11 protein-coding genes and 2 pseudogenes are annotated in these 17360 nt (G+C 63.5%); 5 read left to right on the top strand and 8 right to left on the bottom strand.

All coding sequences use genetic code 11. The annotated features are described in order from the left end of the window. Positions 1-48: 48 nt before the first annotated feature. Together Q1W70_RS12095 and rhlE2 are read left to right on the top strand one after the other, a co-directional pair. The gene (locus Q1W70_RS12095; protein ID WP_166592327.1) at positions 49-864 is read left to right on the top strand and encodes a substrate-binding periplasmic protein; all 816 of its coding nucleotides are present in this window, start codon (positions 49-51) and stop codon (positions 862-864) included. 226 nt (positions 865-1090) lie between these two features. Then, a pseudogene (gene rhlE2 / locus Q1W70_RS12090) lies at positions 1091-2951 on the top strand (RNA helicase RhlE2). Positions 2952-3019: 68 nt separating this feature from the next. On the opposite strand, the gene Q1W70_RS12085 reads toward rhlE2, so the two are convergent. Together Q1W70_RS12085 and Q1W70_RS12080 are read right to left on the bottom strand one after the other, a co-directional pair. Continuing rightward, complete coding sequence (locus Q1W70_RS12085) at positions 3020-3598, bottom strand: YceI family protein (RefSeq protein ID WP_166592600.1); 579 nt, start codon at positions 3596-3598, stop codon at positions 3020-3022. Between the two features lie 31 nt (positions 3599-3629). Continuing rightward, positions 3630-4181, bottom strand: a complete 552-nt coding sequence (locus tag Q1W70_RS12080) for a cytochrome b (protein ID WP_166592599.1) — start codon at positions 4179-4181, stop codon at positions 3630-3632. Positions 4182-4482: 301 nt separating this feature from the next. Between Q1W70_RS12080 and Q1W70_RS12075 the strand changes: the two genes are divergently transcribed. Both Q1W70_RS12075 and Q1W70_RS12070 read left to right on the top strand, forming a co-directional pair. Beyond that, positions 4483-5889, top strand: a complete 1407-nt coding sequence (locus Q1W70_RS12075; protein ID WP_185818086.1) for an adenosylmethionine--8-amino-7-oxononanoate transaminase — start codon at positions 4483-4485, stop codon at positions 5887-5889. A 50-nt stretch (positions 5890-5939) separates the two neighbouring features. Then, positions 5940-6660: pseudogene (locus Q1W70_RS12070) on the top strand (16S rRNA (uracil(1498)-N(3))-methyltransferase). Positions 6661-6691: 31 nt separating this feature from the next. On the opposite strand, the gene Q1W70_RS12065 reads toward Q1W70_RS12070, so the two are convergent. From Q1W70_RS12065 to Q1W70_RS12055, 3 genes are read right to left on the bottom strand one after another with little or no spacing between them, the layout of a single operon-like run. Next, entirely contained in the window at positions 6692-7594 is a 903-nt protein-coding gene (locus Q1W70_RS12065) for a transporter substrate-binding domain-containing protein (protein ID WP_166592596.1), read from the bottom strand. A gap of 30 nt (positions 7595-7624) precedes the next feature. After that, the gene (locus Q1W70_RS12060) at positions 7625-7975 is read right to left on the bottom strand and encodes a RidA family protein (protein WP_166592595.1); all 351 of its coding nucleotides are present in this window, start codon (positions 7973-7975) and stop codon (positions 7625-7627) included. A 28-nt stretch (positions 7976-8003) separates the two neighbouring features. Further along, positions 8004-9245 carry a D-amino acid dehydrogenase gene (locus Q1W70_RS12055; RefSeq protein WP_166592594.1) on the bottom strand — a complete coding sequence of 414 codons (1242 nt, stop codon included), beginning with the start codon at positions 9243-9245 and terminating at the stop codon, positions 8004-8006. A gap of 107 nt (positions 9246-9352) precedes the next feature. Between Q1W70_RS12055 and Q1W70_RS12050 the strand changes: the two genes are divergently transcribed. Further along, positions 9353-10267 (top strand): LysR family transcriptional regulator, encoded by a 915-nt coding sequence (locus Q1W70_RS12050; RefSeq protein WP_166592593.1) that lies wholly within the window; start codon positions 9353-9355, stop codon positions 10265-10267. A gap of 35 nt (positions 10268-10302) precedes the next feature. On the opposite strand, the gene trhA is transcribed toward Q1W70_RS12050, so the two are convergent. The 3 genes from trhA to Q1W70_RS12035 form a co-directional block, all read right to left on the bottom strand. Continuing rightward, positions 10303-10920, bottom strand: coding sequence for a PAQR family membrane homeostasis protein TrhA (gene trhA / locus Q1W70_RS12045; RefSeq protein WP_166592592.1), 618 nt, complete (start codon positions 10918-10920; stop codon positions 10303-10305). 65 nt (positions 10921-10985) lie between these two features. Continuing rightward, complete coding sequence (locus Q1W70_RS12040; protein WP_166592591.1) at positions 10986-11447, bottom strand: chemotaxis protein CheW; 462 nt, start codon at positions 11445-11447, stop codon at positions 10986-10988. Next, positions 11440-17337, bottom strand: coding sequence for an Hpt domain-containing protein (locus Q1W70_RS12035; RefSeq protein ID WP_302098841.1), 5898 nt, complete (start codon positions 17335-17337; stop codon positions 11440-11442). Before Q1W70_RS12035 ends, Q1W70_RS12040 begins: the two co-directional genes overlap by 8 nt. Between the last annotated feature and the right edge of the window lie 23 nt (positions 17338-17360).

Below are 17360 nucleotides of genomic sequence, written 5' to 3'. Positions count from 1 at the left end.
CTAGACAGCCTCTAGCTATTTCACTGCCTATCGTCGTAATCTCCAGCGATGCCCGTCATTGCCCAATTGCTGACAGCCGCGCTTCTTGTTTGCCTGAGCTTTGCTGCCCGGGCGGAAAAGTTGCGCATCGTCACCGAGCCCTGGGCACCTTACGTGTACGAGGAAAACGGCCAGCCCCGGGGGCTGGACTACGAGACCACGGCCATTGTCTTCCAGCGCCTGGGTATCGAAGTGCAATGGCAGTTCCTGCCGTGGAAGCGCTGCCTGGCCATGCTCGATCAAGGGCTGGCCGACGGCGCACTCGACATCTTCCACAGCGACGAACGCGACGCCACCCTGCTCTACCCCAGCGAACCGCTGTCGCAAGTCGAGTTCGTGATGTTCTACGCCAACGCCCGCCCCCACCCGTTCAACACCCTCGAAGATCTGCGCGGCCTGACCATCGGCACCTCCCCCGGCTACCTGTACAGCCAGGACTTTCGCGAGTCCACGCTGTTTACCCGGGAGCCGGCGCCGACCCATGAAGCCAACTTCGGCAAGCTGGCACGCGGGCGCATCGACCTGTTGATCACCGACCGCCGGGTCGGGCAAACCCTGCTCGACAGCCTGAACCTGCGTGACCAGATCAGCGAAAGCCCGACCGTCATCAGCCGCGAGAGCCAGTTCCTGGCCGTGCGCCGCAATGCCGGCATGGACCTGCTGGTGCAGCGTTTCGGCGCCGAACTCAAGCGCTTCAAGCGTGAGCCGGCCTACGCCCAACTCAGCGCGCGCTATGGCGCGGCGCCGGCCAAGGACCAGACACTTGTGCCGGCGCAAGCCCGTGAAGAAAAAACCGTTGAGCAGCAGGAAAGCAGCGCACAGTGATTGCTCTGTTATACTCCGGCCTTCCCGCCAGGCTTACGCCCGGACGCTCGGCACTGTTTCAGGCCTCTCGACATCGCTACAGCGCAGCTTTTCAGCCCGCGCGAGCACTCGCAGATGAGCCATCAGGGCCCAGCAGGACCGGACGCGATTGCGCTTCTCTCAAACGCCACTCGCGCCAGGCAAGACTATCCCATTGGGCCAAGCCCTAACTAAAACAGGATTACTCATGTCCTTTGCTTCCCTCGGTCTCTCCGAGGCTTTAGTCGGCGCCATCGAAGCCGCCGGCTATACCCAGCCTACTCCGGTGCAACAGCGGGCCATTCCCGCCGTGTTGCAAGGTCGCGACTTGATGGTTGCGGCACAGACAGGCACTGGCAAAACCGGCGGCTTTGCCCTGCCGATTCTGGAACGCCTGTTCCCCAACGGTCACCCGGACAAGTCCCAGCGTCACGGCCCACGCCAACCGCGCGTACTGGTCCTGACCCCGACCCGCGAACTGGCCGCCCAGGTGCACGAGAGCTTCAAGCTCTATGCCCGCGACCTCAAGTTCGTCAGTGCCTGCATCTTCGGCGGCGTTGGCATGAACCCTCAGGTTCAGGCCATGGCCCGCGGTGTTGACGTGCTGGTAGCCTGCCCGGGTCGTTTGCTCGACCTGGCCGGCCAAGGCAGTGTCGACCTGTCCCACGTGGAAATCCTCGTGCTCGACGAAGCCGACCGCATGCTCGACATGGGTTTTGTCCATGACGTGAAGAAGGTCCTGGCCCGTCTGCCGGCCAAACGTCAGAACCTGCTGTTCTCGGCGACGTTCTCCAAGGACATCACCGACCTCGCCGGCAAGCTGCTGCACAACCCCGAGCGCATCGAAGTCACGCCGCCCAACACCACGGTCGAGCGGATCGAGCAACGTGTGTTCCGCCTGCCGGCGAGCCACAAGCGTTCGCTGCTGGCGCACCTGATCACCGCCGGCGCCTGGGAACAGGTACTGGTCTTCACCCGTACCAAGCACGGCGCCAACCGCCTGGCCGAGTACCTGGACAAACACGGCCTGAGCGCCGTGGCCATCCACGGTAACAAGAGCCAGAACGCCCGCACCAAAGCCCTGGCCGACTTCAAGGCCGGTGAAGTGCGGATCCTGGTTGCCACCGACATCGCGGCGCGCGGCCTGGACATCGACCAACTGCCACACGTGGTCAACTTCGAACTGCCGAACGTCGACGAAGACTACGTGCACCGCATTGGCCGTACGGGCCGTGCCGGTCGTTCGGGCGAGGCGATCTCGCTGGTCGCTCCGGACGAAGAAAAACTGCTGAAAAGCATCGAGCGCATGACCAAACAGAAGATCGCCGATGGCGACCTGATGGGGTTTGATGCCAGCAGCGTCGAGGCCGAGAAGCCAGAAGTGCGCGAGCGTCCGGATGTGCGTAACCCGCGCAACCCACGTGGCCCGCGCGGCGACGGTCCGAACGGCGGTGGCGGTGGCGGCGGTCGCAAGGACAAAGGCAAGGACAAGGGCGGCAAGGAAAAGCCGGCAGCCAACCGTGGCGAACGCCCGGCGCAAAAGCCGCGTGAAGGCACCCCTGCCCGCGAACAACAGCGCCCTGCCCCGCGTGCGGCCGCTGACCGGGCACCGGACGAGTTCCTCGACGACGATGTGGATAACTTCGGTAACCGCGTCGACTACGTGCCACAGCAGAAACCGGCCCAGGGCCGTGGTCGCCGTCCAGGTGCCCCGGCACAAGGCGCAGGCACCGGCGCTCCACGCACTGGCCAGCCACAGGGCCGGCAGAACGGTCCACGCAACAGCAGCGGCGCCAGCACTGGCACCCCGCCCGCCAAGCGCAGCGGCCCACGCAGTGGCGCACCCCGTGACGGCCAGGCCCGTCGCGAGGAGTCCCGCAACCGTCGCCCGGCCCGTGATGATCAACCACGCCAGGAGCCAGCGGTACAAAACCCGCGCGGTGGCCCGGCACCGAAGATCATTCACAAGGAGTCCAAGACCGACCGGTTCCCGACTCCTGAGCAGTCTCGATCAACTGCCAAGCCGTCCACGTGGCGAAAAACCAGCGCTGCTGACCCGCAACCGCTGATTTTCAACGCGCCATAAAAAATGCCCCACATCCAAGGATGCGGGGCATTTTTGTTTGCGTGGCGAAAATTACTTCGCTTTCACGCCTTCAAACGAAACGTACAACTCGACTGCGTCGGACGCTGGGCCCAGGTCTTTCTGCTTGCCGAAGTCGGAACGCTTGATGCTGGTAGTGCCTTCGAAGCCGGCACGGTAGCCGCCCCATGGATCCTTGCCTTCGCCGAGGAAAGTGGCCTTGACCACGACCGGCTTGGTCACGCCTGCGATGGTCAGGTCGCCGGTCACGTCAGCGGTTTTTTCGCCAGTGGATTTGACGCTGGTGGAAACAAACGTCGCCTTGGCGAATTTGCTCGCATTCAGGAAGTCAGCGCTGGCGATGTGCTTGTCGCGCTCAGCGTGGTTGGTGAACACGCTGGCGGTGTTGACGTTGAACTCGATTTTGCTGTCTTCAGGCTTGGCAGCGTCAAAGCTGAACTTGCCGTCGATATCCTTGAAAGTACCGGTGATGTAGCTGTAGCCCAGGTGGCTGATCTTGAAGTCAACGAAGGCGTGCTGGCCTTCCTTGTCGACAACGTAGTCGGCTGCCATCACGTTGGCCGACAGCAGAGCCGCACCGATTGCCAGAGCGGCGAGAGACTTTTTCAACATGCTTTCTATTCCTTGGAGTCGAGGTTGAACATCAGGCTTTGCGACCCAGCATGCGTGCCAGGGTCACATCACGATCGATAAAGTGGTGCTTCAATGCTGCCAACGCATGGAGGCCGGAGACAATCACCAGCGCCCATGCCAGGTAGAAATGAATCTCACCGGCCAGGTCTGCCTGGTCCGGTAAACCGGAAATCAGGGCAGGGACTTCAAACAAGCCAAACACCGGTATCCCGACGCCGTCTGCGGTGGAAATCAGGTAACCGGCAATCATGACGGCAAACAGGCTGACATACAGAAACCCGTGACCGACCTTGGCGCCAATGCGGGTCAGGCGATCGTAGCTGGCCAGGGTCGGCGGTGGTGGGCTGATCAGACGCCAGAGCACCCGCAGCAGCATGACCGCGAAGAGCACCAGACCCACGCTTTTATGCAGGTCCGGGGCGTCCTTGCGCCAGGTGCTGTAGTAATCCAGCCCGACCATCCACAAGCCCAGGGCGAACAGACCCACCACAGCCAGGGCTACACCCCAGTGCATGAAAATACTGACCCAACCGTAGCGGGAGGAAGAATTACGTAGCTGCATTTCCTAAATCCTGTAAGAACTGCGATCAAGACTATCGAGTTATCTATCGAATTAAAGCGGAAAAATTCGCTTTGAAATATCGAGAAATACGATCTTGAGTCTGGTGCCGGTTGGTTAAGGAAAGATTAACCACGTCAGAGACTTGTCCTCCCGGCCCCACAAACGTGGCCTCCAGAACGGGTTTATCGTCAGCCCAGGCAACTGAAAAAAACCACAATAGGTTGTCCGCATGCCCGGCATTGCATAGGCTTGCGCGATTGTTTGCCCGCGAAACCAGCGCGCCGTCTCGAGGAGAATTTACATGGGCTTGAATAATCAGTGGATGCAGCGCGATCTCGCGGTGTTGTGGCATCCCTGCACCCAGATGAAAGACCACGAACAACTGCCGTTGATCCCGATCAAACGGGGTGAAGGCGTGTGGCTGGAGGACTTCGAAGGCAAGCGTTACCTCGACGCCGTCAGTTCCTGGTGGGTCAACGTGTTCGGCCACGCCAATCCGCGGATCAACCAGCGGATCAAGGATCAGGTCGACCAACTCGAACACGTGATCCTCGCCGGCTTCAGCCACCAGCCAGTGATCGAACTGTCCGAGCGCCTGGTGAAGATGACACCCGAGGGGCTGACACGGTGCTTCTACGCCGATAACGGCTCATCGTGCATCGAAGTCGCACTGAAAATGAGCTTTCACTACTGGCTCAACCGCGGCCAGCCGAACAAGAAGCGCTTTGTCACCCTGACCAACAGCTACCACGGCGAAACCATGGCCGCGATGTCGGTCGGTGACGTGCCCTTGTTCACGGAGACCTACAAGGCCCTGCTGCTGGACACCATCAAGGTGCCGAGTCCCGATTGCTACCTGCGCCCCGACGGCATGAGCTGGGAGGAGCACTCGCGGAACATGTTCACGGCGATGGAGCACACCCTGGCCGAGCACCACGACAGCGTTGCGGCGGTGATCGTCGAGCCGTTGATCCAGGGCGCCGGCGGCATGCGCATGTACCACCCGGTGTACCTCAAGCTGCTGCGCGAAGCCTGTGACCGCTACGGTGTGCACCTGATCCACGACGAAATCGCCGTCGGTTTCGGCCGCACCGGAACCATGTTTGCCTGTGAACAGGCCGGCATCCGCCCGGACTTCCTGTGCCTGTCCAAGGCCCTGACCGGCGGCTACCTGCCACTGGCGGCCTGCGTCACCACCGAGGAGGTCTACAGCGCCTTCTACGACGACTACCCGACCCTGCGCGCGTTCCTCCACTCCCACAGCTACACCGGCAACCCGCTGGCCTGTGCCGCCGCGTTGGCGACCCTGGATATTTTCGAACAAGACAACGTCATCGAGAACAACAAGGCCCTGGCCCAGCGCATGGCGACCTCGACCGCACACCTGACCGATCACCCGAACGTGTCGGAGGTGCGTCAGACCGGCATGGTGCTGGCCATCGAGATGGTCAAGGACAAGGCCAGCAAAGAGGCCTATCCGTGGCAAGAGCGTCGCGGCCTGAAAGTGTTCCAGCACGCCCTGGAGCGCGGCGCGCTGTTGCGCCCGCTGGGCAGCGTGGTGTATTTCCTGCCGCCCTACGTGATCACCCCCGAGCAGATCGACTTCCTCGCCGAAGTGGCCAGCGAAGGCATCGACATCGCCACCCGCGACTCGGTCAGTGTCGCCGTGCCGAAGGACTTCCACCCGGGGTTCCGTGATCCGGGCTAGCAGCCGCTAAATCCCACTCAGATGAATGACACCTTTTACAGAGACCCCGCATGAGACTGTCGCGCTTTTTTATCGATGCCCCCTTGAGCCTTGGCGAGCATGAATTGCCGGAGGCCCAGGCCCATTACATCAGCCGCGTGCTGCGCATGGCCGAGGGTGATGCGCTGCAAGTGTTCGACGGCTCAGGCCAGGAATACCTCGGCACACTGGCGGAAGTCGGCAAGAAGCGCGTGCGCGTGGCGTTGACCGAACGCTTTGCCGGGCAAATCGAGTCGCCACTGCAGATTCACCTGGGCCAGGGCTTGTCCCGGGGTGAACGCATGGATTGGGCGATTCAGAAAGCCACGGAGACTGGGGGTGAGTGAAATCACGCCGATCTTCAGTGACCGCTGCGAAGTGCGGCTCAAGGACGAACGCGCCGACAAACGCCTGCAGCACTGGCGCCAGGTGGCGATCAGCGCCTGCGAGCAATGTGGGCGCTCGCGGGTGCCGGTGATCCATCCGCCGATGCTGCTGGCAGACTGGATCAAGCAGGTCCCGGCCGAGCTGAAACTGGTGCTGCACCCGGTGGCAGAGCCATGGGCCAGCCACGCCAGGCCCGCGACCCTGGCATTCTTGATCGGCCCTGAAGGTGGCTTGTCGGACGCCGAAGTGGAGCAGGCCAAGGCTGGCGGTTTTCACGCCGCACGCCTGGGCCCTCGGGTGCTACGCACCGAAACAGCGCCGGTCGTGGCGCTGGCGGTAGCACAACAGCTATGGGGCGATTTCTAAGCCCGCAGGCTGCAATCGCCTGATCTGAAAATCACTGCACCGGATCACTCGTCGGCTTGGCAATGATCGCCTTGAGTTCGCTGGTCATCGGGAACTCAAGGTTCAGGCCTTTTGGCGGGATCGGCTGTTCAAACCAGCGCTGGTAGATCCCGTTGATTTCCCCTGAGCTGTACAACTCACCCAGTGTCGAATTCACCAGGGCGAGGAACTGCGGATCGTCCTTGCGCACCATGCAGCTGTAGATTTCCCGCGACTGCTCTTCCCCGACCACGACCCACTTGTGCGGATCGCGAGCCTTGGCGCGTTCGCCGTAGAGCAACGCATCGTCCATGTAGAACGCCGCCGCCCGACCGGACTGCAACATCTGGAAGGCTTCGCCGTGATCCTTGGCGCTGATCACGAACATGTCGATCTTGTTGTCGACGTTGTAGCTCTTCAGATAGCGCTCGTTGGTGGTACCGGCGGTGGTCACTACGTTCTTGCCACGCAAGTCGGCGAAGCTCTTGATCCCGCTGTCGTTGGCGGTCAGCAACTGGCCTTTGACATAGATAAAGCCGTAGGAAAACGCCACCTGCTTTTGCCGCTCAGCCGTCACGCCGGTCGACCCACACTCCAGATCGACCGTGCCGTTCTGCACCAGCGGGATGCGGGTTTGCGAGGTCACCAGGTTGTATTTCACCTGGAGCTTGGGCACCGCGAGCTTCTGCTGCACACGCTCGACAATCTTGCTTGCCAGGTCTACCGAGTACCCCATCGGTTGACCCGAGTGATCACCCACGTAGGAAAACGGTACTGACGCATCGCGATAACCCAGGGTAATGCTCTGGGTGCTGGCAATCTTGCTCAGGGTGGGGCCCAGCGGGGCTTCTTCAGCCTGCACTTGAGTGCCAAGCAACACGCCCAGGGTGCAGCCGAGCAACGTGATTTTTTGCATTGTTATTCTCCGTTGTGGGTGATGGATGACTTAGCGGCGTGCCGCGATAACGCTGATTTCGACTCGCACCTGCGGGCGGGCCAGCTCGGCCTGCAAGGTGGTGCGACTCGGTGCCTGGCCAGGCGACAACCAGGCCGACCAGACATCATTCATCGCCGCGAAATCCTCACCGATATCCTTCAGGTAAATGGTCGCGCTGAGCAGATGATCCTTGTCGCTGCCCGCTTCGGCCAGCAGCGCGTCGATTTTTTCCAGCACCTGGCGAGTCTGACCACTGGCATCGGTGGCATCACCCGGCACCTGGCCGGAGAGAAACACCAGGTCGCCAAAGGTCACGGCAGCGGACAAACGTGGATTGGTCTGGATACGGCTGATGGTCATCGGATAATCCTTTTCTTGGGTAATGGTTTCAGGCCGCACGGGGCGTAAAGCCTTGCAGGTCAATGGAGGGGCGGCGCTGGCCGATCAGTTCACTGAGCAACTGCGCGCTGCCGCAGGCCAGGGTGAAACCCAGGGCGCCATGGCCAAGGTTCAGCCACAGGTTGCAATACCCCGTAGCGCCCAGCAGCGGCACGCCGCTGGGGGTCGCCGGGCGCATGCCGGCCCATTCGATGGCCTGCTCGTAGTCGCCGGCGTTGGCAAAGGTGTCACGCGCCTGACGCTTGATCAGGGCCAGGCGCTTGGGGTCCAGCGCCGGGTCAAAACCGACGATGTCGACCATGGCCGCCACCCGCAATTGCTCGCCAATGCGGGCGTAGACGATCTTGCGGTCATAGTCGGTGATGCTCAGGTCCGGGGCCCGGTGTTGGGCGCCGATTGGCACGGTCAGGCTATAACCCTTGAGCGGATACAGGGGCAGGTGCACGCCGGGCAACGCCAGCAGTGGGCTGCGATGGCCGGCGGCAATCACCAGGTGTTCCACTGGCAGCACTTCATCCCCCAGTTCGATTGCACTCACCACGCCATTGGCCTGGCGAATACCGGTCACGGCCTGGCCCAGGCGGAACTCGCAACGGCCCGAGGCCCGCAAACGCGCCGCCAGTTGCTGGCAAAAACCGTGGCAGTCACCGACTTCCTCATCCGGGGTGTAGATCGCGCCAACAAAGGGCGCATCGGCCAGTGCCGGATCCAGGCGGGCACAGTCGGCGGACGACAGCACCTGCTGTTGCTGGGGGTCGGTCAGTTTGTGGCGGGCATGCTCGAAGCTGGCGGCGTTTCGAAAGGTCACCAGCTTGCCGTTGCGCCGCCAGTGGAATCCATCCAGGGCATCGGCTTCGCGCCAGGTCTGCAGGGTGGACTGGCTGAACAACGCCAGGCGCAATAAATGGGCTGCGTTGGCGCGGTTGACCGAGGAGCGGCAGGCCCCCAGGAAGGACGCCATCCAGCGCCACTGCGCTGGGTCGAAACGTGGGCGCAGCTTCAACGGTGAGTCACCGCGCAGCATCCAGCCAATGGCTTGCAACGGCACGCCGGCATCGGCCAGGGGCGCCACGTAGCGATAGGACAACTGGCCGCCATTGGCAAAGCTGGTTTCGCTGCCCAACGAATCCCGCGCCTCGACCAGGGTCACCTCAACGCCATCGCGCACCAGCGCGTAGGCCGTTGCCAGGCCAATGACGCCGCCGCCGATGATGCATACACGCTGAGCCATGTCAGTCCTTAATCGTGGTTGAGACGAGCCCGAGGTTAGAGCCAGGTGACAGGCGCCGAACAATGAATAAAGATGGTCACCCCATAAACAAAGGTTATGGACTCGCCATGCGCCTTCGCCACATCGAGATTTTCCAGGCCATCCGCCAGACCGGTTCGGTCAGCGCCGCAGCGCAATTGCTGCACGTCTCCCAACCCGCCGTGACCAAAGTGCTGCAACACGCCGAGCAGCACCTGGGCTTCCCGCTGTTTCTGCGGGTGCGCGGCAAACTCCAGGCCACCCCGGAGGCGCTGGAACTGGAGCGTGAAGTCGACAAGGTCACCGAGAGCCTGCAAGGGGTGCGACGCCTGGCCCAGAGCCTGCGTCGCGAGCCGGGCCAGAGCCTGCGGATCGGCGCGACCCCGGCCCTGGCCCTGTCGTTGTTGCCCCCGGCCATCCATGAGTGGACGCAACGTTATCCGGAGATCGCCTGCGAGCTGTCCAGTGCCCACAGCCGCGAGCTGGTGCAAAACCTGCTGATGCGCGAAATCGATGTCGCCCTGACCCTGCAACGCCCCGATCACCCGGGACTCAAGGCCCAGGCGCTGGCCAGCGGGGTGCTGGTGGCGCTGGCGCCGGCCGGTTACTGGCCCTCGGGAGAGGAAGGCCTGCCGTTGCCGCTGCAGGCCCTGGCCGATGCACCGCTGATCGGGCTATCCAGTGCCGATCCACTGTCGGCGCGGCTCGACAGTTATCTCAAGGCCGTCGAGCCACCACCCCGGGTCAGCATCGCGGTGCAGACGTATTCACTGGCCAGGGCGATGGTCGAATCCGGGGCCGGACTGACCGTGATCGACCCCTTCACCGCCCTCGGTGCCTCGCCCACAACCACCGCCATCCGCCCCCTGGCGCCAGCGCTGCCAATCACCCTCTACGCGGTGACCCGCGCAACCGAACCGCCACCGCACACCCTGAACGAGCTGCTGAGCATCTTCAGCCACCGCGCGCAGGAGCAATTGGACAGGTTGGTCGGGCGGACGTAGTGACGCCGCGAAAGCGCGGTCCCTGCCCCCAGCAATCAGATCACATAAAACAGAATGGCCACGAAGTGCAGCAGACTGCCGGTGATCACAAACAAGTGCCAGATCCCGTGGGCATGGCGCAGCCGGCTGTCGAGGGCGAAAAAAATGATGCCCACGGTATAAAACACTCCGCCGGCCGCCAGCCAGGCGAACCCCGTGGTGCCCAGCGCAGCGATCAGCGGCTTGACCGCCACCAGCACGATCCAGCCCATCACCGCGTAGATCACCAGCGACAGAATCCGCGCCTCGGAGCGCGGCTTGATCTCTTGCAGCATGCCGATCACCGCCAGCGTCCAGACAATCCCGAACAGCGACCAGCCCCATGGGCCACGCAGGGTCACCAGGCAAAAAGGCGTGTAGCTGCCGGCAATCAGCAGGTAGATCGACAGGTGATCGACCTTCTGCATGATCACCTTCGCCCGTCCGCGCACGCTGTGGTAGACCGTCGACACGCTGTACAGCACCAGCAAGGTCACCCCGTAGATCGCCACGCTGACAATCTTCCAGGGACTGCCATCGAGACTGGCCACCACCAGCAACCAAACCGCCCCGACAAACGCCGCAACCGCGCCGAACAAATGGCTCCAGGCGTTGAATCTTTCTCCGTGGTACATGGGCCTCCCAATGCATAAGCCAGACAACGACACATGAATACTTTCATACGCCTATATGGGAACACTCATTCAACAACCAACCCCGCCCCCAGCAACAACGCCTCCAACGCGAGCAAGTCGGGGATTTTTGCCACTTGGTCGACGACTTGCACCGCGGCCTGTTCCAGCGCACACAGCGGCACGTCGACGTAGCTCAACTGGCTGTCGAGCTTGCAGGAGCGCGGGATGCCCTGGACCAGCAGGGCAATGAACCTGAGGTTGGCCCGCCCGCTGAGGGTATTGAGGATGACGATGCGTGCGCGTTCGCCGATCACGGTTTTACCGCCGCAGGCCGACTCGAAACTCAGCAGCGGGATCTGTCGGTCGCGCCAGTTGACCTGGCCCAGGTACCAGGGCGGTGAGTCGAGGTCGAAGGTCCCGGGCTGGTAGTCGATCAGCTCGGCAACGGCGACGTTGGGCAGGATCAGGGTGCGGTCGGCCAGGGGCAACAACAGCCCGGTGAGGTGGCTGCTACGGTGCTCAAGCATGGGCCTTGCTCCACAGGGCGATACTGTCGAGCAACACCGATTCCTGGTACGGCTTGCCCAGGTAGTCGTTGACACCGATGGCCATTGCCCGGTCGCGGTGTTTTTGCCCGGTACGCGAAGTAATCATGATGATCGGCAGGTGCTGCAGGCGGGGATCGTTGCGCACCTGGGTGGCGACTTCGAAGCCGTCCATGCGCGGCATTTCGATGTCCAGCAGCATCAGGTCGGGCATGTGTTCTTCCAGCAACTGCATGGCGTCCACCCCATCCTTGGCCGTGAGCACGCTCATGCCGTGGCGCTCCAGCAGCCGACTGGTGACTTTGCGCACGGTGACCGAATCGTCCACCACCAGCACCAGCATCGAGCGCTGCGGCTCTGCTTCCGGGCTGGTCGCGGCCTGCGCCGGCAAACGTACCTGCATCGCCCGCAAGGGCGCCAGCAGGTCGAGAATCAGCACCACCCGGCCATCGCCGAGAATCGTCGCGCCGGACAGGCCCTGAACCGCCGCAAACTGCGGGCCGAGGCTCTTGACCACAATTTCCCGGGTGCCGGCCATGGCGTCGACCTGCACCGCGATATGCCGCTCGTTGCACTGCACCAGCAGCACCGGCAGCGGCAAGTTCTGCCCCAGCAAACGGGGCCGCACGCTGGTCTTGAGCACCTCGCCCAGGTAGCACAACTCATAACGTTGCCCGGCGTACTCGTACCGAGGCGGGTCCAGCTGGTAGCGGGCCTCCAGTTCGCTGGGCAGGACGCGCACCATGCCTTCGATGGTGTTCAGGGGAATCGCGTACTGATCCTCACCACACTGCACCATCAACGCCCGGTTGACCGACACCGTGAACGGCAGGCGAATGCGAAAATGCACGCCCTTGCCCGGGACCGAGTCGATGCTCATCAGGCCGCCGAGTTGGCGCACCTCTTCATGCACCACGTCCATGCCCACCCCACGTCCGGAGATCTGGGTGATCTTCTCGGCGGTGGAGAAGCCAGGCTGCAGGATGAACTGCAGCACGTCGCGGTCACTCAGGGGGCTCTCGGGGGCCAGCAGCCCACGCTTGATCGCCTTGCGCCGCACGGCGTCGAGGGGCACGCCGGCGCCGTCGTCGCGGATGTCAAAAATGATGTCGCCGCCCTCGCGGGACAGGTCCAGGCTGATCCGCCCCTGCTCGGGCTTGCCGGCGGCGCGGCGCACTTGCGGGGACTCCAGGCCATGGTCGATGGCGTTGCGCAGCATGTGCTCCAGCGGAGCGGCCATGCGCTCCAGGACATTGCGGTCCATCTCGCCCTCGGCGTTGCCGACGATGAACTCGACGTCCTTGCCCAACTCGCTGGAGACCTGGCGGACGATGCGCTTGAGGCGCGGCAGCATCCGCTCGAACGGCACCATGCGCGTGCGCATCAGGCCTTCTTGCAGCTCGGTGTTGATCCGTCCCTGTTGCTGCAACAGGTTCTCGGCGTCGTGGTTGCGCCGCTCGAGGGTTTCCTTTAGGTCGAGCAAGTCGGAGGCGGACTCGAACATCGCCCGCGACAACTGCTGCAGCTGCGAATGACGGTCCATTTCCAGGGGGTCGAACTCTTCGTAGCCCTGGCGCTCGGCGTCGACTTGCTGGCGACTGAGGATGCGTCCCTGGGTTTCGGTGTCGAGGCGGCGCAGTTGATCGCGCATGCGCTCGATGGTGGTTTCCATCTCGCTCAAGGTCACCCGGGCATCGTTGACCTGTTGCTCGATACGCCCACGAAAGATCGAAGTCTCGGCGGCCAGGTTGACCAGGTCGTCAAGCAGTTCGGCGGACACCTTGACCATGTCGGCGCCCGCTTCGGCGGGCAACGCCGGCGGCTCCGGCTTGTTCTGCGCCAGGCTGTCGAGCGCTACCGGGGCAACCGCCCGCTCGACCGCCGACGGGTGACTGAAGGCCTGGATAGCCTCGATCAGGCGCTCGGCCGGCGCTACCGGCTGACCGGCGCGGGTGGCGTCGAGCATCTGCGCCAACCGGTCATGGCTGCGTTGCAACAGCCCGAACAGCGCCGGTGTGGCCTGCAGCAAGCCGGTCGACAGGCCTTCGTAGAGAAATTCCAGTTCATGGGCCAGGTCGCCAATGGGCGCTATCTCGACCATTCGCGCGCCGCCCTTGAGGGTGTGCAGATCGCGCAGCAGGGTTTCCATTTCCTGGCGGTTTTGCGGGTCGGCCTGCCAGCGCACCAAGGCCGCGCCGGAACTGTCGATGATGTCGAAGCCTTCCTCGAGGAAGATTTCCAGCAGCTCCGGGTCATTGCCCGGCCCATCGTCGGCCGGTGCCTCTGCTCCGACTTCGGCGTGGCTGACGCTACTCTGGCGCCACTGCGCGATGGCCGCGATCAAGGCCGTGCAATCGCCCAGCGGTTGTTGGCGTTGCAGTTGTTCGAGCAGTTGGGCGAGGCGGTCGTGGCTCTGCTGCAACAGCTGGCCCAACTCGGCGCTGTAGCTCAAGCGCCGGTCCACCAACCCCTCGTAAAGGCTTTCCAGCTCATGGGCCAGGTCACCTACCGGTCCGATCTCGGCCATCCGCGCCCCACCCTTGAGGGTGTGCAAGTCCCGTTGCAGCGACAACAACGGCGCCGGGTTCTGCGGCTCAGAGAGCCAACGCTGCAGGGCCTGCCCAGCGCTCTCCAGGATGTCGACGGCCTCTTCGAGAAAGATCGCCGCCATTTCATCGTCCGCCGCCAACGGCGTCAGTGAGGACTGCCCGAGTTCGGCGGTGACGCTGCCCAGCTCGGTGATGCTCAGGGTGCGACTGCCGTCGCTGCGGATCAGGCCCATCGCGGACGGATCCAGGCCTTCATTGAGCAGATCGCGCAGGGCCTGCACACGGGCCGGTTGGTGACTGACTTCCTGGCCTGCCGCCAGTTCGTCGAGCATGTTGATCAAGGCTTCATGGGCACTTTGGGCCTCGTGAAAGAACCGTTCGCTGACCGCCAGGCTGCTTTCCTCCACCGCGCCGTACAGGTCGAGCAAGGCCTCGCACAACTCATCCATCGGGTGCAGGTCGGCCAGGTGCGCGCCTTCGCCCAGGGTCGTCAGCTCATCCAGCAAGGCACTCAGTTCCTGACGCTCGCCGGGGTGTTGCTGCCAACGGCGCAACAGGTTTTCGGCGTCTAGCAGGATGTCCATGCCCTGTGCCAGGAAACTGTTGATCAACTGCGGGGCACGCTTGATCCGCGCACCGCTGTCGGACGCGCTGTGCAGGGCCTCCAGGCGCTCGGTCAGCAGCGCCTGGGTGCGCTGGATCAGTTCAGGGGCACCAGGGATTTCCACCAGCGGGTCGTCCTGCAACTGCGCCAGGCCTCGGCGCAGCAAGCCTTCGGCCTCCAGCAGCAGGTCGACTTCATCCAGGTCCAGGGCCAGCAGGTGGGCCTTGTATTCGCGGGCCAGTTGATCGAAGGGGGCCGCCAGTTCGGCGATCGGCACCACACCGGCCACCGAAGCACTGCCCTTGAGGGTGTGCAGCGCACGCTGCAACTCGTCAGTGGCCTGCAACGGCAGGTGTTCGGCGGCCTGCTCGAGAAAACGCTTGAGGCTGTTGAGGTGGGTGTCGGCTTCGTTGCGGAAAATGTCCAGCAACTGCGGGTCGGCGGCGCTGGCGTGCGCCCCGCCCGCCGGCTCGGGCAGCGCAGCGCCCCGGGCCAACGCGTGGGCACGGGCCGCCAGGCGGTCGACATCATCGCGTTGGCGCTGGTGGTTGGCGGCGAATTCCGCCACCAGTTCCGGCAGCAGTTGCAGCGTATCGCGCAGCAGCTCATCGACCTGCGGCCCAGGCTCGACACTGTGTTCGAGCACTCGGTTGAGCAGGTTCTCCACGGCCCAGGCGAGCTCGCCGAGCACCAGCGCACGGACCATGCGCCCACTGCCTTTCAACGTATGAAAGGCCCGGCGCAGTTCGCCCAGGACCGCTGCACTGCCTGGGCTGGCCGACCAGCGCGGCAAGTACTCGCGCAGGATATCCAGGACTTCGGCGGTCTCCTCGAGGAACACCTCGCGCAGCTCGTCATCCACCGGATCTTCATCGGCCGGCGGTGGTAGCAGGCTGTCGGGGGGACTCATGGCCGGCGGGTTGACGGCCGAAACCGGGCGGGCCAGGACATCCACCAGCGACGGCTGGCCACCCAGGTCCGCTTCGGCGAACCGACCGTCCTCGGCACTCGACGACGGATTGAACGACGGCAGATGAACCGCGCTGGGCAGGTAGCCCAGTGTCGCCAGACTCTGTTCGGCCACATCCAGCACTTGCTCGCCAAGGGCCTGTGGGTCCTCGCTCAAGCGCTCCAGGTAATACTCGATGCTGGTGATGGCATCGGCCAGGTTGTCCAGGTGCTGCCAATCCGGCGGTGTGCGGTCCGCCAGCAGGTGTTCGCGAATATAGCTATTGCAGGCCTCCAGCAGGCTCGCCGCACGGTGCAGGGGAATCATCGCCAGCGCCCCGCGCACCTGGGTCAGCAAGTCCGGCAGCAACTGCAATGGCTGGCGATCCCAGTGGGCATCGATGTATTCGACGATCATGTCCTTGGCCTGTTGCAGGCACAGCCGGGCTTCCTTGATGACGATCTGGTGGATCTGCGTCAGGTCCGTGGTCGGCAGCCGGCTTTCTTCACGGCGCTCCTCGACGATGCCGACCATGCCCGCCAGGGTCGCCTCGACGTAGAGCAAGGCGCCGGCGACGTCCATCAGGATCGCATCGTTCGGTTCGCGCTGACCCTGGGCCAGGCTCATGACCACGCCCAGCTGGTCGATGATGACCTTGCGTGGCTGGCCAAAACCGAGCACCGCCAGGGTGTCGGCGATTTGTCGCAACGGCGCCAGCAGGCTGTCGAGGTCCGAGGCATGCTGGCGGTCGCTGCGCACGAACAGGTCCAGGCGCTCCTTGACCCGCACCAGCTCCTCGCACAAGGCGGCCAGCACCGAGCGCATGGCGTCACGGTCAGGTCCGGCCAGGCGCGCGCGCTCCGCGTCGAGCAGGGCATTGTCAGGCAAGGCGTCATCCAGCCCGTAGCGATCTTTCATGATTAACATCCGGGCACTGGGGGATTGCGCCTTGGCGATATAAAACAGCAGGCTTTTCAGCAGTTCGGGCGGCGGCGCCTGGTTGATGGCCGGCATGCCGTGCTCAAGCAGGCGCTTGAGCTCCTTGTCGGTTTCCTTGAACAAGCTGCGCAGCGCCGGACTGTTGTCGATACGGCCACCGAGCATGCCCTCGACCAGCGCTGAAGCCACCTGCCACAGCGGGCTCAGGGGCGCGTCGGCACACAGCGTTTCCAGGCGTGCAAAGACCTTGGCCAGGTACCCGAGGTTGGTGCTGTCGTCCTGTTCGCGCAGCAGGCCGACCAGGCCCATCTGCAGCATCTGCCGCAGTTTGCGCAACACATTGGGCAAGTCTGCCGGCTCCAGCAGCGCCAGTTGCGCATCCGTCAGGGGCGGCAGTTCTTGCAGTTGTGGGCTGAACAGGCTGGTTTCCGCGAGCAGGCCCTCGCCTCGGGCGCTGCGCAGGTCATTGATCAGCGGCAGCACCACCAGAGGCAGGTCGCGTCGGGCGCTGAGCACGCGATCGAGGTAAATCGGCAACTGGCCGAGGGCCTGTTGCAGCAGGCGGATGGCTTCGTCACGATGGGCCACCATGCCGCGCTGCAAGGCCGCCGCCAGTTGCTCCATCTCTTCGGCAAGCAGGGCCGCACCGTAGAACTCGACCATCTGCAGACTGCCATGGACCTGATGGATGCCCGCCAGGCATTGCTCGAGCGCGTGCAGCGCCTGCGGGTCCTCGATCAGGCGATCGAGAGCAAAGTAGGCCTGCTTCAGCGTTTCGGCAATTTCGCCCTTGACCCACTCGAGGGCCACATAGTCGTGCCGATCACCCATAACCACTCCAGTCAAAATTCGTT

Origin of the sequence: Pseudomonas kielensis (genome assembly GCF_030505375.1) — a bacterium.
Taxonomy (GTDB): Bacteria; Pseudomonadota; Gammaproteobacteria; order Pseudomonadales; family Pseudomonadaceae; genus Aquipseudomonas; species Aquipseudomonas kielensis.
The sequence above is the reverse complement of the archived record's forward strand: the minus strand, read 5'-3'. Positions and strand labels throughout refer to the sequence as shown.

Coding starts and splice junctions, on each gene's coding strand:
- Q1W70_RS12085 (WP_166592600.1), bottom strand. CDS start 3,598: ATGTTGAAAAAGTCTCTCGCCGCTCTGGCAATCGGTGCGGCTCTGCTG.
- Q1W70_RS12075 (WP_185818086.1), top strand. CDS start 4,483: ATGGGCTTGAATAATCAGTGGATGCAGCGCGATCTCGCGGTGTTGTGG.
- trhA (WP_166592592.1), bottom strand. CDS start 10,920: ATGTACCACGGAGAAAGATTCAACGCCTGGAGCCATTTGTTCGGCGCG.
- Q1W70_RS12055 (WP_166592594.1), bottom strand. CDS start 9,245: ATGGCTCAGCGTGTATGCATCATCGGCGGCGGCGTCATTGGCCTGGCA.
- Q1W70_RS12065 (WP_166592596.1), bottom strand. CDS start 7,594: ATGCAAAAAATCACGTTGCTCGGCTGCACCCTGGGCGTGTTGCTTGGC.
- Q1W70_RS12095 (WP_166592327.1), top strand. CDS start 49: ATGCCCGTCATTGCCCAATTGCTGACAGCCGCGCTTCTTGTTTGCCTG.
- Q1W70_RS12050 (WP_166592593.1), top strand. CDS start 9,353: ATGCGCCTTCGCCACATCGAGATTTTCCAGGCCATCCGCCAGACCGGT.
- Q1W70_RS12060 (WP_166592595.1), bottom strand. CDS start 7,975: ATGACCATCAGCCGTATCCAGACCAATCCACGTTTGTCCGCTGCCGTG.
- Q1W70_RS12080 (WP_166592599.1), bottom strand. CDS start 4,181: ATGCAGCTACGTAATTCTTCCTCCCGCTACGGTTGGGTCAGTATTTTC.
- Q1W70_RS12035 (WP_302098841.1), bottom strand. CDS start 17,337: ATGGGTGATCGGCACGACTATGTGGCCCTCGAGTGGGTCAAGGGCGAA.
- Q1W70_RS12040 (WP_166592591.1), bottom strand. CDS start 11,447: ATGCTTGAGCACCGTAGCAGCCACCTCACCGGGCTGTTGTTGCCCCTG.